The sequence below is a fragment of the Limimaricola cinnabarinus genome, assembly GCF_002723615.1.
Lineage (GTDB): Bacteria > Pseudomonadota > Alphaproteobacteria > Rhodobacterales > Rhodobacteraceae > Limimaricola > Limimaricola cinnabarinus_B.
The window spans coordinates 241781-257743 of the sequence record NZ_KZ304952.1 but is presented as its reverse complement, the minus strand read 5'-3'; the positions used below and the strand labels follow the sequence as shown (position 1 = coordinate 257743).

General features: G+C 68.6%; 15 protein-coding genes, 1 tRNA gene and 1 pseudogene. 9 read left to right on the top strand and 8 right to left on the bottom strand.

The window, feature by feature from the left end; translation table 11 throughout:
• Position 1 precedes the first annotated feature (1 nt).
• On the top strand, positions 2 to 472 hold the full coding sequence (locus CJ301_RS04445; protein WP_099274700.1) for a low molecular weight phosphatase family protein: 471 nt from the start codon (positions 2 to 4) through the stop codon (positions 470 to 472).
• Between the two features lie 74 nt (positions 473 to 546).
• Here the strand turns inward: CJ301_RS04445 and CJ301_RS04440 are convergent, their stop codons facing one another.
• Positions 547 to 2091: a PRC-barrel domain-containing protein gene (locus tag CJ301_RS04440; protein WP_162620416.1), complete on the bottom strand. Its 1545-nt coding sequence runs from the start codon at positions 2089 to 2091 to the stop codon at positions 547 to 549.
• 246 nt (positions 2092 to 2337) lie between these two features.
• Between CJ301_RS04440 and infA the strand changes: the two genes are divergently transcribed.
• The 6 genes from infA to CJ301_RS04410 all read left to right on the top strand — a co-directional run bounded on the left by infA (position 2338) and on the right by CJ301_RS04410 (position 5269).
• Positions 2338 to 2556 carry a translation initiation factor IF-1 gene (gene infA / locus CJ301_RS04435; protein WP_013384801.1) on the top strand — a complete coding sequence of 73 codons (219 nt, stop codon included), beginning with the start codon at positions 2338 to 2340 and terminating at the stop codon, positions 2554 to 2556.
• 7 nt (positions 2557 to 2563) lie between these two features.
• The gene (locus CJ301_RS04430) at positions 2564 to 3169 is read left to right on the top strand and encodes a Maf family protein (protein ID WP_099274696.1); all 606 of its coding nucleotides are present in this window, start codon (positions 2564 to 2566) and stop codon (positions 3167 to 3169) included.
• Positions 3166 to 4203 carry a ribonuclease E/G gene (locus CJ301_RS04425; RefSeq protein WP_099274694.1) on the top strand — a complete coding sequence of 346 codons (1038 nt, stop codon included), beginning with the start codon at positions 3166 to 3168 and terminating at the stop codon, positions 4201 to 4203. The genes CJ301_RS04430 and CJ301_RS04425 overlap by 4 nt, the downstream gene beginning before the upstream one ends.
• A complete protein-coding gene (locus tag CJ301_RS04420) occupies positions 4203 to 4397 on the top strand; it encodes a DNA gyrase inhibitor YacG (RefSeq protein ID WP_099274692.1) in 195 nt (64 codons plus the stop codon). Before CJ301_RS04425 ends, CJ301_RS04420 begins: the two co-directional genes overlap by 1 nt.
• 93 nt (positions 4398 to 4490) lie before the next feature.
• Positions 4491 to 4565: transfer RNA gene (locus tag CJ301_RS04415), tRNA-Phe, on the top strand.
• Positions 4566 to 4933: 368 nt separating this feature from the next.
• On the top strand, positions 4934 to 5269 hold the full coding sequence (locus CJ301_RS04410) for a hypothetical protein (RefSeq protein WP_099274690.1): 336 nt from the start codon (positions 4934 to 4936) through the stop codon (positions 5267 to 5269).
• 37 nt (positions 5270 to 5306) lie between these two features.
• On the opposite strand, the pseudogene CJ301_RS04405 reads toward CJ301_RS04410, so the two are convergent.
• The 7 genes and pseudogenes from CJ301_RS04405 to CJ301_RS04375 all read right to left on the bottom strand — a co-directional run.
• A pseudogene (locus tag CJ301_RS04405) lies at positions 5307 to 5600 on the bottom strand (IS5/IS1182 family transposase); the annotation flags it as partial.
• Between the two features lie 20 nt (positions 5601 to 5620).
• Positions 5621 to 7807: a heavy metal translocating P-type ATPase gene (locus CJ301_RS04400; RefSeq protein ID WP_099274688.1), complete on the bottom strand. Its 2187-nt coding sequence runs from the start codon at positions 7805 to 7807 to the stop codon at positions 5621 to 5623.
• 4 nt (positions 7808 to 7811) lie between these two features.
• Positions 7812 to 8957 (bottom strand): c-type cytochrome, encoded by a 1146-nt coding sequence (locus tag CJ301_RS04395; protein ID WP_216823242.1) that lies wholly within the window; start codon positions 8955 to 8957, stop codon positions 7812 to 7814.
• A gap of 14 nt (positions 8958 to 8971) precedes the next feature.
• Positions 8972 to 9694 carry a c-type cytochrome gene (locus tag CJ301_RS04390; protein ID WP_099274686.1) on the bottom strand — a complete coding sequence of 241 codons (723 nt, stop codon included), beginning with the start codon at positions 9692 to 9694 and terminating at the stop codon, positions 8972 to 8974.
• Positions 9691 to 10386, bottom strand: coding sequence for a c-type cytochrome (locus CJ301_RS04385; protein WP_099274684.1), 696 nt, complete (start codon positions 10384 to 10386; stop codon positions 9691 to 9693). The genes CJ301_RS04390 and CJ301_RS04385 overlap by 4 nt, the downstream gene beginning before the upstream one ends.
• Positions 10383 to 11012, bottom strand: a complete 630-nt coding sequence (locus CJ301_RS04380) for a cbb3-type cytochrome c oxidase subunit II (protein ID WP_099274682.1) — start codon at positions 11010 to 11012, stop codon at positions 10383 to 10385. The genes CJ301_RS04385 and CJ301_RS04380 overlap by 4 nt, the downstream gene beginning before the upstream one ends.
• Before the next feature lie 10 nt (positions 11013 to 11022).
• Positions 11023 to 12612, bottom strand: coding sequence for a cbb3-type cytochrome c oxidase subunit I (locus CJ301_RS04375; RefSeq protein ID WP_099274680.1), 1590 nt, complete (start codon positions 12610 to 12612; stop codon positions 11023 to 11025).
• 88 nt (positions 12613 to 12700) lie between these two features.
• Between CJ301_RS04375 and CJ301_RS04370 the strand changes: the two genes are divergently transcribed.
• On the top strand, positions 12701 to 13006 hold the full coding sequence (locus tag CJ301_RS04370) for a hypothetical protein (RefSeq protein ID WP_099274678.1): 306 nt from the start codon (positions 12701 to 12703) through the stop codon (positions 13004 to 13006).
• Between the two features lie 488 nt (positions 13007 to 13494).
• Entirely contained in the window at positions 13495 to 15879 is a 2385-nt protein-coding gene (locus CJ301_RS04365; RefSeq protein ID WP_099274676.1) for a mechanosensitive ion channel domain-containing protein, read from the top strand.
• Positions 15880 to 15963 lie beyond the last annotated feature (84 nt).

Below are 15963 nucleotides of genomic sequence, written 5' to 3'. Positions count from 1 at the left end.
GGTGGAATTGGCCGCAACAGCGCAGCCACTTCCGCAATCGGTCCTGTTCTGCTGCGACCACAACGCCGTCCGCTCGCCCATGGCGGAGGGGATCATGAAGAAGTTCTACGGCACCGACTGCTACATCCAGTCGGTCGGCGTGAAGAACGATCTCGAGATCGACGGCTTCGCCATCGCGGTCTGCGCCGAGATCGGCGTGGAGCTGCACCGCCACCGCTCGCGCAGCTTCGACGAGATGCATGATTGGGGCGACGACCTCTCGTCCTTCGACCTCGTGCTGGCGCTGTCTCCGGCCAGTCAGAGGCGCGCGCTCGACCTGACGAGCTGCTATCACCTCGATGTCGAATACTGGCCCGTGCTCGATCCGACCGGCCTCGGGGAAGGGCGCGAGGAGCGGCTCAGGAGCTACCGGCAGACGCGCGACATGATCGTCGAGCGGCTGATCGGCCGCTGGGGGCCGCCGCGCCGCTAGCCTGCGCCGCGGCAGGGTCCGCAAAACGAAAAGGCCGCCCCGGGGGGCGGCCTTCGTATTCGGGAGAGAACCTCTTACTGCGGGACTTCCTGCATGGATTCGAGCTGCTCCTCGGTGGCTTCGATGAAGACGCGGACCTCACCGGCTTCCGAGCGCAGGACGCTCATCTGCTCGAAGGGGATCGCGACCGGCTTTTCGCCGATGCCGAGGAAACCGCCGACTTCGACGATGACCTGCTGGATGCTGCCCTGGTCGTCGATCATGATGTCGCCGATGTCGCCGATGCGCTCGTCATTGATGCCATAGACGGTCGACCCTTCGAGGTCGGTGACGGCGATCTCGTTGGCCGGAACCATGGCGAAGCCTTCACGCTCGACCATGGGGCCGGTGCGCCCGATGGTGGCCGTCTCGGTCATCTCGGCGGTCTCGGCCTCGACAACTTCCATCTCGGTTTCGGCCTGCTCCACCTCGGTGCCGATCTCGTTGCCGATCTCGGCGACCTCGCCTTCGACGGCGTCGGCGGCGTTCTCGACGGCGAGCGCGCCTTCGGCGACTTCACCCTCGACCTCGGCTTCGAGGCTCTGCTCCTCTTCCAGCTGCGCCGTGTCGAGCGCGGCGGCGGGCTCGGCCTCGGTCTCGAGCGCGGCCTCGTCCTGCGCTTCCATCGTAGCTTCGTTGATGGTCACCACCGGCTCGCCGGTCTGCACCATCTCGATCTGCGGCTCGCCCGACTGGTTGAATTCGATCACCGGCTCGGCGTTCTCGAAGCGGATGTTCGGCTCGGCGCGCTGCACGGAGACGTTGGCGTTCTGGCCGTCGCGGCTTTCCTCGTAGGTCACGGTCGGCTCGACGGTGGTCAGCTGCACCTCGGCGTTCTCGACGGCGCGGGCCTCACCGGGCGTGCCGGTGGCGAAGGTCTCGCCGGTGGCGCGGTCGGTCACCTGGATGCCGCCTTCCGAGCCTTCGGGCGCACGGCCCAGCTCGAGATCGACCTGCGGGCGCGCCTGGGTCACGGTCACGACCGGATCGGCCTGACGGATCTCGACCTGCGGCTGGGTGTTGGCCACGTCGACGGTCGGATCGGGCATGGTGACGATGATCTCGGGTGCCGGCTGCTCGATGCGGATGGTCGGCTGCGGCATGTCCATGGAGATGGTCGCCGGGGCCTGACGGATCAGGATCTCGGGCTGGCCTTCGGTCACGGTCACGTCGGGGGTGGAGTTCGCCACCATCACGTCGGTCTGGCCGGATTCGACGGCGACGGAGGGCTGGCCCTGCTCGAGATAGACCATGCCTTCGATCACCACCTCGTCCTCGAGGCGCACCGTGGCGGTTTCGGTTTCGGCCAGCTGGGCCTCGGCTTCGGCCGTGGCGGCCTCGCCCTCGACGGCGACGACGCGCTCAAGCTCGACATAGGCGACCGCGCACTGAGCATCGTCCTGCGCTTCGATCAGCGCGGCGATCTCGTCCTCGGTCATGGGCGCATCGGCGGGCACGCCCTCGGCCATGCGATCCGTCAGCAGCAGTTCGAGGTCGGAGCAGGTCGCATCGGCGGTCTGAGCCTGCACGCCGGCGGCCATCGGAAAGGTCAGCGCCGTCGACAGAAGCAGCTTTTTCATGCTCGTGGTCATGGATCGTCTCCCGTTTGTAGATCTCTTCGGCGGTACAACGGCGCACCTCGCGCCGCGTTCCCCGTCAAAGCCACGAATTTTTGATTGCCTCGTCCGGCCTGCGCAGCGACGCTCTTTCGGATGTCGCGCGGCTTTGCCGGATCGCGGCCTCTTTGCACTTGAAATTTCGGTCGCGGAAGCGCATCTGTCAGCCATGGCCCGCGTGTGTCGCGGGTACCACTGTACGGAGAGACCATGGCCAAGGAAGAACTGCTCGAATTTCCCGGTGTCGTGAAGGAACTCCTGCCGAATGCGACGTTCAGGGTCGAGCTGGAAAACGGCCATGAGATCATCGCGCATACGGCAGGCAAGCTTCGCAAGAACCGGATTCGCGTCCTCGCCGGCGACAAGGTGCAGGTCGAGATGACCCCCTATGATCTGACCAAGGGTCGGATCAACTATCGCTTCCGCTGACGCTTCGATGAGCGCGCTGCCGCCCGAGAACGGGCTGAGGCTGATCCTCGGCTCGGCCTCGCCGCGCCGCCGCGACCTGCTGGCACAGATCGGCGTCAAGCCGGATGATGTCCGCCCCCCCGACATCGACGAGACCCCGCATCGTGGCGAGCTGCCGCGCGCCTATGCGCGGCGCATCGCCGAACAGAAATCGCGCGCCGTCGCGTTGGACGGGGGCGAGGTGCTTTTGTGCGCCGACACCACCGTGGCGCTCGGCCGCCGCATCATGGGCAAGCCCGCCGACGCCGCCGAGGCGGCGCGCTTCCTGCACCTGCTGTCGGGCCGCCGCCACACGGTCATCACCGCCGTCGCCGTGCGGCGCGGCGACCGGATCTGGGCGCGCGAGGTCGAGACGGCGGTCAGGATGAAGCGGCTGTCGAACCCCGAGGTCAACACCTATCTCGCCACGGGTGATTGGCAGGGCAAGGCCGGCGGCTATGCCATTCAGGGGCCGGCGGGGGCTTTCATCCCGTGGATCAACGGCTCCTTCACCGGTGTCGTCGGCCTGCCGCTCTCGGAGACCGCCGGGCTGCTGATGGCGGCCGGTTACCCCCTGCACGGAGATTTCGCATGAAGGGACGCCGCATCGTCCTCGACCATATCGGCGACCGCGAGGCCGCCGCGCTCATGGTCGACGGGCAACTCGACGACCTGCTGATCGAGGAGGGCGACGCGCCGCGCCCCGGCGCGATCTTTCGCGCGATCTGCGACCGGCCGCTGAAGGGGCAGGGCGGCATGATGGTGCGCCTGCCCGAGGGCGGCACCGGCTTCCTGCGCCAGGGCAAGGGGCTGCGCCCCGGCCAGGCGCTTCTGGTGCAGGTCACCGGCATCGCCGAGGACGGCAAGGCCGTGCCGCTGACCGACCGGGTCCTGTTCAAGAGCCGCTACGCCATCGTCACCCCCGGCGCGCCGGGGCTCAACATCTCGCGCCGCATCGCCGATGAGGAAGAGCGCGCGCGCCTGCGCATCCTCGCCGAAGAGGGGATGGAGGGCGCGCCCGAGGGCTTCGGCCTGATCCTGCGCTCGGTCTGCGAGGGAGCGTCCGAGGATGACATCGCCGAGGACATCGCCTCCATGCGCGGCCTGGCCCAGGCGGTGAGCGAGGATGCCGAGGGGGCCGAGCCCGAGGCGCTGACCGAAGGCGACGGGCCGCATCTGCTCGCCTGGCGCGACTGGGTGGCCGATGACGTGACGACCGAGCCCGGCGGCTTCGAGCGCGAGGGCGTGCTCGATCAGGTCGAGGCTTTGAAAAGTGCGCGCGTGGCGACGGGCGAGGGGTCGATCTTCGTCGAGCCGACCCGCGCGCTGGTCGCCATCGACGTCAACACCGGCGGCGACACCAGCCCCGCCGCCGCGCTCAAGGCCAATCTCGCCGCCGCCCGCGCGCTGCCGCGCGCGCTGCGTCTTCGGGGGCTTGGCGGTCAGATCGTGGTCGATTTCGCGCCGATGTCCAAGGCGCATCGCAAGCAGCTCGAACAATCGCTGCGCGCCTCGTTCCGCAACGACCCGGTCGAGACCTCGCTCGTCGGCTGGAGCCCGATGGGGCTGTTCGAGCTGCAGCGCAAGCGCGAGCGCCCGGGCCTCGTGCGGCTTCTGGAGCGGCTGTGATGGCCTGCCCGATCTGCAACAAGGAAACGGTGCAGGCCTATCGCCCCTTCTGCTCGAAGCGCTGCGCGGACATAGATCTCGGCCGCTGGCTGGGCGGCGGCTACGCCGTCCCCTCGCGCGATCCCGAGGATGCCGAGCGGGCTATCGAGGAGGCCGCGCGCGCCGCCGAAGAGTTGCCGTCGCGAAAGCACTGACGCGATCGGATTTTCGCACGAATGCCTCTGGACACCCCCCGACGCCTCGCCTAGAACGCCCACACCCGATGAGGGCTTCGCCTTCATCCCCGTGCCCGGGTAGCTCAGGGGTAGAGCAGTGGATTGAAAATCCTCGTGTCGGTGGTTCGATTCCGCCCCCGGGCACCATTCTCTCGGTCTCATCAGATGCTGGGTTTCACCGCGGGTTCGGACTCTGTCCGTCCCGATATTCCGCCGCCATGTGCATGCGCAGGAAGGGCGGGCAAGGCCTCGCTCCATCAGGGTCAATGCCGTGACGTCTTTCGCCATCCCGGCGCGAGATCGGCGCCCGATCTGATGTCACACCCGGCGCCCCGCCTGAGGAGATGACAGCGCCGCATGGCTGCCCGGCAGGGGCAGGCCGCGGGCAATGCTCTCCATCACGAACATCACCCGCAGCGCCGGCCATCCGCCGAGATGCGCTGTCGGGCATCCAGACATTACCGGAGCGCGGCCCCATGAGATCCATGTGAGGCCCCTCCCAACCGGAAACGACCATGACCATGACCATGACCAACAAGACCATCATTCAACACGACAATCTCACCATCTCGCGCAGCATCGCCGACGTGGATGCGGTGCTGTCGCTGCTGCGCCGCCAGGACGACATGTCGCGCGTGCATCACGCGCTCGATACGGCGGCACGCAGCATCGACACCTGCAGCCAGAAGGTGCGCAGCTCTCTGGCGCGAAGGCAGACGGCGCAGGCCCATGCCGATCTTGTGGCGCTACGCCGCGAGAGGAGCAGCCTTGACGCCCCTACGCTGGCGCGCGTGCTGCAGGGTCTGCGCGATACGGTGCAGCTGCTCCGCGGTGGGCGTTGTTGCGCATAGCAGCCGCGAGCATGACTGCACCCTGACCCGTCATTCTTCAGCAAACGGCTTCGATCTCGGCCCGTCCGAGGGCCGAGAAGTGGTTCATGATGGCGATGCGGATCTGGATTTCGGCGGTCTGGCGATCGGGATCTCGTGACATGATCCTTTCGCCGAAGAGCTTTATGCAGTTCATCACAGCCTCGACCCGACTTCCGACGTGATCGCCGGTCCATGTCTTCCAGAGCGTTCGGCCCAAGCGCCGGGTTGCCCGCAGGATCTCGTTTCGCGCGGCAGCAGCGAGACAGTCTTCTTTCCAGGCGCGGCCATTACGGCGGATCGGTATGACGGCTCTTGTCCGCCTGACGGCACCTAGGCCTGCAGGCGAAGCCGCGCCGAATTGGCCATGACCATCAGTGAACTGGCGGCCATCGCTACGGCTGCTGCAAGCGGGGGGACCGCGCCGAACACGGCCAGGCCGAGGCCCAGCAGGTTGTAGATCACCGAGAAGACGAGATTCTGGCGTAGCACCGCCCGCGCGCGGCGCGAGATCGCAATCGCGCGGGCCACCGCCGGAATGCCGCCCCGGGCAATCACCACATCGGCAAGCGCGATGGTGGCGGGGGAGGCGTCTCCCGCCGCGATGCCGACATCGGCGCGGGTGATCGCGAGCGCATCATTGACCCCGTCGCCCATGAAGGCGGTCGGTTTCGCGCCTTCGGCCACGAAGGCGGCCTTGTCCTCGGGCGTGCAGCCCGCGCGGATTTCCGAGGCGGCGAGGCCGACCCGCGCGCCGATCCGGGCGCAGGGGGCTGCGGCGTCGCCGCTCAGGATGCCGATCTCCAGCCCCTGCGCGCGCAGCTGGCCCAGCGTCTCGGCCGCATCCGGCCGCAACGCATCGCCGAGATCGAAGCGGGCGGCCCAGACGCCGTCCAGCGCCATATGCGCGACCGTCGCCTCCGCGTGATCCTCGGCCTCGGGCACCGCGATGCCGCGTGCGCGGAAGAAGCCCTGGCTGCCGAGCAGGACATCATGCCCCGCGACCCGCGCCGCGACGCCGTCGTCGAAGCGCTCGCTCGCCTCGGGCAGGAGATGGTGCGGCGCCGCTTCGCGCAGGGCACGCGCGACCGGGTGGACGACCTCGTTCTCCGCGGCGGCGGCGAGCGCCAACGCCCGCGCGCGGTCCAGCCCGGGGCGCAGCGTGACCGCGCGCAGCACCGGTCGGCCCGTGGTCAGGGTGCCGGTCTTGTCGAACAGCACGCGCCCGACCGCACCGAGCTCCTCGGTGGCGGTCGGGCTGCGGAAATGTATCTTCTCGCTCGCGGCGAGCTGCACCGCCGCCAGATGGGACAGCGGCGCCGCTATGGCGACGGCGCAGGGGCAGGCGATGACGAGAACGGACAGCGCCCTGAGACCTGCCTCTTCGTAGCCGAGCCCGGCGAAAAGCGCGCCGGCGAGGGAGAGCATCGCCAGCGACAGCGCCAGCGGCACCATCAGCCGCGCCATGCGGTCGCTCAGCCGATGCATCTCGGGGCGGTCGTGCAGCGCGGTGGCGATGTCCAGCCCCATCCGGTCGATCCGCCGGGCGCCGATCTCGGCGGTGACCTCGATCTCCACGACGCGGGCCAGGTTCACGAAGCCCGCTTCCACCATTTCGCCCGAGGCGATCCGGCGCGGTGCGGCCTCGCCGGTCAGGATCGCGCTGTCGAAGCGGCTCGGCCCGGTCAGCAGCACGCCGTCGAGCGGCACCCGCTCGCCCGCGGCCACGCGGATCCGCGTTCCGGCCGCCACCGTCTCGGCCCTCACTTCGCGGGCCTGCCCATCCGGTCCGACGGGGCGCGCGGTCTCGGGCAGGGCGCTGCGCAGGGCCGCGATGGACCGCCCGGCCTGCCGCAGCGTGTTCATCTCGACCAGCCGGCCGAAGGTCAGCAGGGTCACCAGCATCACCGCCGTGTCGAACCAGACATGGTGACCGCCCGTCGCCAGCGACCAGACGGAGGCGGCTATCGCCCCGATCACGCCCAGCCCGACCAGGCTGTCCATGCCGGGGGCGCCGACCCGCGCGGTGCGCCAGCCCGCCAGCAGGATCGGCGCACCGGCCCATGCCACCACCGGCAGCGCCGCCGCTCCCGCCGCGAGCGAGAGCGCCCGGCCGATCGGCCCGGAGGAGATGCCGTCGGGATCGACGTAGAGCAGGATAGAGAACGCCATGGTCCACATGCCGAGGCCCACACAGACCGCGAGGCGCACCGCGGTGCGCCGCATCTCGGCGGTGATGCGCTGCTCCATCTCGTCGCCTTGGGTGGGCGCGGTCAGCCGGTAGCCCATCGCCGCGACCCGGCGCGCCACCGCCCGCAGGTCGGCCCCCGGCTCCCATGACAGCGCCGCCGAGGCGCTGGCATAGGAGACCTGGGCCTGCCGGATGCCCGGCAGGCCCGAGATCGCGCGCGTCACGGCGGCGGCGCAGCTGGGGCACCACAGCCCGTCGATGCCCAGGACGGCGCGATCGACATCGGCGACGCGGGCGGGATCGAAATCGGCGGGCCGGGCGGAGGTCACGAGGTCACCGCTGCGGGATCACGGTTCCGGTGGCGGCCGGGGTCAGCGTGGGGTCGCCCGTCACGCCGGCGCCGATCACCTCACCGTCCACCTCGTCGCCGTAATAGCCCGGGTGATTGTGGTACTTCTCGTCCGCCTCGGCCACGCTCAGGCCCTGCTGCGGCTGCCGCGGATCGGCCGGCCGCTCGTGGCTGTTGATATAGGCCGCGACGTCCCATGCCTCCTGCGGGGTGAGCGAGAAGGGCTGGCCGAGCGGCATGTTGGCGAAGATGAAGCCCGCCGCCGTGTTGACGCGATGCATCCCGGCGCCCCAGTTGTAGCTGTCCGGGCCCCAGAGGGGCGGAAAGACGTAGCGCCCGGTCTGGTCCTGCTGGCCCTGGCCGTCATCGCCGTGACAGACCGCGCACTTCGCCTCGAACACCTCGGCGCCGCGGGTCCTGTCATAGCCGGCCTCGGGCTTTTCGGGCACCGGGTAGCCCGCGCCGGGCAGCTCGACCCCGTTCGGCGCGCCGGTGGCGAGCCAGTGGAAATAGGCCTCGAGATCCTTGTAGATCGCATCGCCGCTGGGCGGCGGGGTGCCGGCAGGGCTGGCGGCGGCATTCATCGAATAGGTGAAGCAGCCGCGAATGCGGTCCTCCATGGTGTTGATCATCTCGTTCTTGCCGCGCCAGGCCGGATAGCTCACCGCGGCCGCCCACATCGGTGCGGCATCGGCGCGACGCCCGGCATCGAGATGGCAATTGGCGCAGGCCATGGAATTGCCGACATACTCGGCGGCGTTGGAGCCGGGGTTGAGAAAGATCTCCCGCCCCCGGCGGATGGATTCGCCATAGGGGCCGTCTGGAATCTCGCTTTCGAGAGGCGGCGCGAAATCCCCCTTCGCATCAGTGGGTATGGCCAGGTCGGCCAGCCCTGCCTCGTCCGTCCGCATCCGCGCCGCCGTATCGAGCAGCGCCTCGCGCGCGCTGCGCATCAGGGCCGCGGCCTCGTCGGCCTCGGCGGTGACCTCCGCCGTACCCATGATCCGGTCCATCAGCTCGGTCCGGTAGAAATAGGTTCCGCCCAAGGTGAGCGCCAGCGCCCCGAGCCCGGCATAAAGCCAGCGGTGGACGCTGCGCCCGGTTTTCGTGTCTTCCTGCTTGTCGGACATTGCGGACCTTCCTGTCAGCGCGAGGTATCGGCGGGCTGCGGGGGCGGCAGCGTGGCGAGGTAGTCGGCCACCGCGCGCATGTCGGCGTCCGACATCGAGCGGGCCACCGAATGCATCAGCCCCAGCGGCGAGTTGCGCCGGGTTTCCCCCTGCCACGCGGCGAGTTGCTCATGGGTATAGGCCGGCTGTTGCCCGGCGATCGGCGGAAAGGACTGGCCGACGCCCCAGCCCGACCCGCCATGGCAGGAAAAGCAGGAGGGCAGGTCGACTTCCCAGTCGCCGCGCAGCGCCAGCTTCCGGCCGCGCTCGAGATCGCCGCCAAGTTCGGCGCGCGAAGAGGGGGCGGTGTCGAGCTTTTCGTAATAGAGCGCGAGGGCGAGTATCTCGTCTTCCGAAAGCTGGTCGGCGACGAAGCGCATGTTGCCGTCCTCGCGCGTGCCCTCGCGGTAATCATGCAGCTGCTTTGCGATGTAGCCGGCCGGAAGCCCCGCGAGGCGCGGCACGTTCTGCGTGCCCTGGCCCTGGTCGCCATGGCAGGAGGCGCAGGCCCAGACGCCATTGTCGGCGGCCTCGATGCCGGCCACCAGCGGCAGCGGGTCGGGCAGGCCGGTCGCCGACCGGGCGGCCTGCGCGAAGGCGTCGGCCGTTTCGACGGGGGCGGTTTCGATGCGCTCCTGCGCCGTCGCGGCGGTGCCCAGGGCGGCGAGTGCGAAGAGTAGGGGGGTGAAACGTGTCATTGGGCGCGCGGCTCCTCGGGCTGGTCATCGGCCATGGTCTCGGAGAACTCGCCGAAGGCGTCGAACAGCTCGGCGCCTCCGGCCCAGGGGCGATCGAGCTCGGCCGAGAGGGCCGCGCGGGTGGCCGCGACCTGCTCGGCGGATACCGGGCCCGCATCGTTCGACCATGCGCCGCGCACATGCGTGACGATGCCGGCGATCTCCTCGTCCCCCAGCGTGGCGTGCCAGGTCGGCATCCGCGCGTCATAGACCTCGCCATCGACCACGATCGGGCCCGAAAGGCCGCGCAGCAGGATCGATACCGGCAGCGCGGCGTCGGCCAGCACGTATTCCGACCCGTCGAGCGGCGGCACCGCGCCGCGCACCCCGGCGCCGTTGGTCTGGTGGCAGGTGGCGCAGTAGCTGTCATAGAGGGCGGCGCTTCGCGCGGCGGCCGCGTCGCCCTCCTGCGCCGCGGTCTCGACGAGGGACGGCGTCATCTCGGGCCGCCCCTGGGCCAGCAGCGCATCCCGCCCCGTTGTGGTCGCGCGGGCGTCGAACAGCAGCGTCGCCCCGCCCCAGATCGCCAGCGTCGCCGCGATCGCGATCAGGGGCCACGGGATCGGGTTCTTCAGCTCGTGCGGCTCGAAATGCTCTTGGAGATCGCGCGCGCCGGTGCCGAAATCTTCCGGGTGCTCGTTCTTGCCGCTCATTCGGCCTCTCCTTCGCGTGCTTCGGCATAGCCATTGTCGCGCAGGTCGGGCGTGGCCGCCGGGTAGGTCCGGTCGAGCCCGACGAGATAGGCCACGAGATCGAGGGCCTCGGGGCGCGCCACGACCACGCTGCCGTCTTCGGGCCGGTACTCGGGGGGCAGCTGCACCAGCACGTCGCCCGCCGCGGCCTCGGGCTTGGTCTCGAACAGGAAGGGGTAGCTCGGCATGATCGAGGTCGGGTGGATCGCGCGCGGCTGGTAGAGATGCGTCAGCTGCCATGCGCGGCTGGGCATGCGGGCGCCGATGTTGAGCAGGTCCGGGCCGGTCCGCATGGTGCCGAGCAGGTGCGGGCTGTCGAAGGCATAGTCCGAGGCGGTCGAGGGCCGCCCCCAGCCGCGCGCCGTGTCGGGGGCCTGTTCGGGCGCGCGGGGCTGCTGGGAATGGCAGTAGACGCAGCCCAGGCTCACATATTGCGCGCGTCCGCGCGTCTCGGCGGCGTCGTAGGGCTCGAGCCCCTCGGGAATCGCCGCCGAGCGGATCTGGCCGGCCGGCAGGATCACGAGAAACACGGTGGCGAAGACCAGGATGGTGGTGGCCAGCAGGATCAGCGGGAGGGCGCGGTTCATGACTGTCTCCTCATTCGCCGGGCTGCGGTGCGGCCGCCAGCGGCATGCGCTCGGCACCGCGACCGGCGAGGATCGCGACGAGGTTGATGGCAAAGGCGAAGTGACCCAGCAGCATCAGGGTGCCGCCGATCGAGCGTCCGGTGAGATAGGGAATTGTCAGCTCCATGCTGGCGAGGAAATCGCGCGCGGGATCGAGCATCGCCTGGCCCTGCAGCCAGCCGCCGATCGACAGCGAGACGAAGTAGATCGCGAAGCCCACCGTCACCAACCAGAAATGCGCATGCATCAGCCAGGACATGGGCCAGACCCGCCCGAGCAGGCGCGGCACCACGTAGTAGAAGCCGCCGAACAGCACGAGGGAGACGAAGCCATAGGCGCCCAGATGGGCGTGGCCCACCGTGTAATGGGTGAAATGCGTGACCGAGTTCATCGAGCGCAGCGCCTCCAGCGAACCCTGGAACGAGGCGGCGGTGTAGAGCAGCGCCCCGATCGCGACGAAGCGCAGCGGCACCGAGGCGCGGAAGGCGGAGAGGTTGCCCATCCACAGCGGGTGCTGGTTGATCGCCACGGCGATGACCGGAATGAACATCATGACCGATTGCACCACCGACAGCGTCACCACCCAGGTGGGGATCGGGCCGCCGATCAGGTGATGGATGCCGACCTGGCTGTAAAACAGCGCCAGCGCCCAGAACCCGACGAGCGACAGGCGGTAGGAGTAGATCGGCTTGCCGATGATTCGCGGCAGCAGGTAATAGGCGGCGCCGACGCCCAGAGGCGTGAGCCACAGCCCCAGCACGTTGTGCGCGAACCACCAGTTCACCGCGGCCTGCTGCGCGCCGACATGAAGCCCGGGGATGTTCGCCACGACGAACAGGACCGGAAACCAGATCATCGCGCCGAGATAGTACCAGCCCGTGACATAGATATGGTGCACCTGCCGGTGGCGCGCCGTGGCGAGGAGCGGCACCACGAGACACAGCGCGCCGATGGCGAACAGGATGTCGAACTGCCAGGGGATCTCGAGCCATTCCAGCCCGTCGGTCCAGCCGCTGCCGATCGCCGTGACGCCGCCCGCGACCGCGATGTTGAGCAGCACCCCACCCAGGAGCGCGAGGCGCGGCAGGCGCAGATGCGTGCCGAAGATCGTCGGGATGAGCCACAGCGCCAGCCCGACGCCGCCCGCCGTCGCCCAGCCATAGGCCACGAGGTTCAGGTGCATGGTGCGGACCCGACCGAAGGTGAGCGGCGCCCAATCGTTGAGCCAATCGGGCATGTGCAGCTTGAAGGAGGCCATCAGCCCGAAGACGGAACCGATCACGAGCCACAGCGTTGCCATGCCGAGCATAAAGAGGACCGCCTGTCGCGAGGCGGCCGGATGAAGATCCTCTCCCCCGATGCCGATCGGGCTGCGCGTGTCTTCGGTGCGCTCGCTGGGATCGTCGAAGCCGGCGGGGCGCGCCTCTGCCTCGAAGATGGTGTCGGCATCATGCTGATCGAGCTGCAGATCGCTGCGCGAAATCGCCCAGATCAGCACCACGAGTGCCATCAGTGAGACCGCGAAGCTGACGAGGACCAAGGTTCCGATGGTAAAGACCAAGTGATGTTCTCCTCAATCCGGCCGCGCATCGGCGCGGTCGTGAAAGCCGTGCGGTTCGTCTCGATTCCTTAAGGAAACCTTAAGGCTTTTGCTGACCTCGCGGCATGCATGGAACTTTGTTGATGGCGTGGATGCCGCGCTGTCGCTGCTGCGCCGCCAGGACGACATGTCGCGCGTGCGTCACGCGCTCGATAGGACGGCACGCAGCATCGACACCTGCAGCCAGAAATTGCGCGGTACGCTTGCGCGCAAGCAAACCGCACGGGCGCATGCGGATCTCGCGGCGCTGCGTGATGAGGGTGATATCGACATCGCCGCGATGGCGCGCGTTCTGCAAGGACTGCGCGAAACCGTTCGGCGGCTGCGAGGTGACGTTGCCTTGGCTGGAACCTGACGGCAAAAGGGGAAAGAGCGGTTGCCGTCACTTCGGTCGGCCCTCTGGCCGTTCGCGGCCAATCTCACATCTTTCGGCCTATGGAAGAACGGGAGTATGAGGAGCCTATCAACGGCTCCGAAGCGCGTTCGCCCGGCGCCTCGGGCGGTCTGACGCGGTCGTGACGGTCGTGTGGATGCCGCCCCGCGACAGCTCCGCGTTCCGCCCGAAAATCCATGGGGTGCTGGCTCATTCCTGCCAAGACCAGGCCCGATGATGCCATGCAGAGGCATTCCGCGTCGTGAAGTGACAGGGATTTCACCGTTGTATCCCCCTTCCTTCATCCCCGATGCCGCGATAGGCACTGTTTCCGAAACGGTCTCGTGCTCCTGCTATGGGCGCACGAGGAACCGGGGTGCCCGATATCCGGGCAATCCGATCGCAATGCCCGCCGCCCGGCCGCCTGACGGTGCCTGGGCCCGCTCGAACGCCCAGAAGGAAGGCCGTCGATGCCACGACCCTTTGTTCAATTGATACAAGTTGCGGCTCTGTTGCTGGGATTGATCCTCGGCCTGCCGCAGCAGGCCATGGCCCAGATCCTGCCTGCTCAATCGGTGGCCTCCGAAGAGGTCGCGGCGGAAGCCGGGGCGGGGCCGCTCACCGGCCTGCTCGAGGTGCTGCGCGATGAAACCGCGCGGGAGGCGCTGATCGCGGAGCTGGAACGCGTGACCACCGAGGCGGGGCCGCTCGGCGAGATCGAGGCGACCGCCGAAGCGGTGCCGGCGATCGAACCGCGCGTATCGATCGGAACGCGCATCGCCCAGATCACCCAGGACATCGCCGAAGGGCTGGCCGCGCAGACCGATCAGGTCATCCGCAGCTTTTCGGGCAATGGCAATCTTCTGGGCGGTCTCGCCGGGCTCGACCTGCCGGTGCTGTGGGAGACCTTCCAGAGCCTGATCCTGGTGATCGTCATCACGGTGGCGGTCTGGATGGTGCTGCGGGCGCTGATGAAGCCGGTCTTCCAGCGGATGGGCGAGCGCGCCGCGCACGCCAATTTCCTGCGCACGATCTTCATCTTCGTGGGCTCGACCCTGCTCGACGCGGCGGTGGTCGTCGCGGCCTGGGCGCTGGGGTATGCCATATCGCTGATGGCGCTGGGGGAATATGCGGAGGTCGGGTTCCGTCAGGCGCTCTATCTCAACGCCTTCTTGCTGGTCGAGCTGGTCAAGGTGGCGATCCGCGCCATCGTCTCGCCCGCCACCGGTGGCCTGCGGCTGGTCAACCTGTCCAACAGCGCCGCGCTGCGGCTGAACCGGCACGTGAACGTGGTGGTGAGCGTGCTGGGCTATGGCCAGCTTCTGGTGCTGCCGCTGGTCAACCGCAACATCTCCTTCGCCGCGGGCCTCGGCGTCTCGGCGCTGCTTTCGGTCTTCATCCTGATCTACCTGGTGGTGCTGGTGTTCCGGCATCGCGACGATGTCGCCAACTGGATCGCCCGCCGCCTGATGGCCGACAGGGTCGAGGACGAGCAGGACGCCCCCGATGGCCTGCCGGGCGCGCCCGTGTCGGCCACCGGCACATCATATGCGGCAGCGCCCGCAGCGCCCGCAGCACCCGCAGCGCCGGCGCGCCAGCAGCTCGGCGGCCCGCTGGGCACGCTGACCCGGACATGGCACTGGTTCGCGCTGACCTACCTGGCCTTCATGTTCGTGATGGTGATCTCGCGCTCCGCCGATGTGGTGGCGGGCCATCTGATCGCCTCGGGCAAGGTGCTGGCCGCGGCGCTGATCGGATCTCTGATCATCGGCGCGATCGGCCGCGCGCTGCGTCATGGCATCGTGCTGCCCGCCGAGATGCGGACCAAGCTGCCGCTGCTCGAGCCGCGCCTCAACGCGATCGTGCCCAAGGTGCTGATCGCGCTGCGGCTCGTGGTGACGCTGGCGGTGGTCATCTACACGCTCGACGTGATCGGGCTTTACGATCTCGGCGGCTGGTTCGCCTCGCCGGTCGGGCTCGAAGCCTCGGGCCGCGTTATCTCGGTGGCGCTGATCCTCTTGGTGGCGGCGCTGATCTGGCTCGCGGTCAACAGCTGGATCGACTACCGGCTCAACCCCGAGGTCGGCAAGATCCCGACCTCGCGCGAGACCACCTTGCTGACGCTGCTGCGCAACGCCTTCGCCATCGCGCTGCTGATCTTCACCCTGATGTTCGCTCTGGCCGAGATCGGCCTCGACATCGGCCCGCTTCTGGCCTCGGCCGGTGTGCTGGGCCTCGCCATCGGCTTTGGTGCGCAAAAGCTGGTGCAGGACATCATCACCGGCGTCTTCATCCAGTTCGAGAACGCGATGAACGTGGGCGACGTGGTCACCGTCGGCGGCACGACCGGCGTGGTCGAGAAGCTGACCGTGCGCTCGGTGTCCTTGCGCGACGTGCAGGGCACCTTCCACATCATCCCCTTCTCCAGCGTCGACATGGTGTCGAACTTCATGCGCGATTTCTCGTATTTCGTCTGCGACATGGGGATCGCCTACCGCGAGGACGTGGAAGAGGCGAAGCAGGCGATGTTCGACGCCTTCGACGAGCTGAAGGCCGATCCCGAGCAGCGCGCCAACATCATGGGCGAGATGGAGTGGTTCGGCGTCAACAGCTTCGGCGACAGCGCCGTGGTGGTGCGGGCGCGGATCAAGACCGTGCCGGGCACGCAATGGGGGCTGGGCCGCGCCTATAACGGCATCCTCAAGCGCATCTTCGACGCGCGCGGGATCGAGATTCCCTTCCCGCACCAGACGATCTTCTTCGGCGAGGCCAAGGATGGCCGGACTCAGGCGCTGCGGCTCAAGCAGGTCGACGATGCGGCGACCGGCGGCTCCGGCGAGGGGCAGGAAGGCTGAAGCGGCACGCGTGCCGCGGGGAAGGCGCGGCGCCGGACGTCCCGGCCGCGCTTTCCTTTCGTCAGCAGGCGCATGATCGGACTG

Bases quoted from the DNA above. Each gene is read 5' to 3' on its own strand.
- CJ301_RS04440 (WP_162620416.1), bottom strand. From the start codon at position 2,091: ATGAAAAAGCTGCTTCTGTCGACGGCGCTGACCTTTCCGATGGCCGCC.
- infA (WP_013384801.1), top strand. From the start codon at position 2,338: ATGGCCAAGGAAGAACTGCTCGAATTTCCCGGTGTCGTGAAGGAACTC.
- CJ301_RS04430 (WP_099274696.1), top strand. From the start codon at position 2,564: ATGAGCGCGCTGCCGCCCGAGAACGGGCTGAGGCTGATCCTCGGCTCG.
- CJ301_RS04425 (WP_099274694.1), top strand. From the start codon at position 3,166: ATGAAGGGACGCCGCATCGTCCTCGACCATATCGGCGACCGCGAGGCC.
- CJ301_RS04420 (WP_099274692.1), top strand. From the start codon at position 4,203: ATGGCCTGCCCGATCTGCAACAAGGAAACGGTGCAGGCCTATCGCCCC.
- CJ301_RS04410 (WP_099274690.1), top strand. From the start codon at position 4,934: ATGACCATGACCATGACCAACAAGACCATCATTCAACACGACAATCTC.
- CJ301_RS04395 (WP_216823242.1), bottom strand. From the start codon at position 8,957: ATGTCCGACAAGCAGGAAGACACGAAAACCGGGCGCAGCGTCCACCGC.
- CJ301_RS04390 (WP_099274686.1), bottom strand. From the start codon at position 9,694: ATGACACGTTTCACCCCCCTACTCTTCGCACTCGCCGCCCTGGGCACC.
- CJ301_RS04385 (WP_099274684.1), bottom strand. From the start codon at position 10,386: ATGAGCGGCAAGAACGAGCACCCGGAAGATTTCGGCACCGGCGCGCGC.
- CJ301_RS04380 (WP_099274682.1), bottom strand. From the start codon at position 11,012: ATGAACCGCGCCCTCCCGCTGATCCTGCTGGCCACCACCATCCTGGTC.
- CJ301_RS04365 (WP_099274676.1), top strand. From the start codon at position 13,495: ATGCCACGACCCTTTGTTCAATTGATACAAGTTGCGGCTCTGTTGCTG.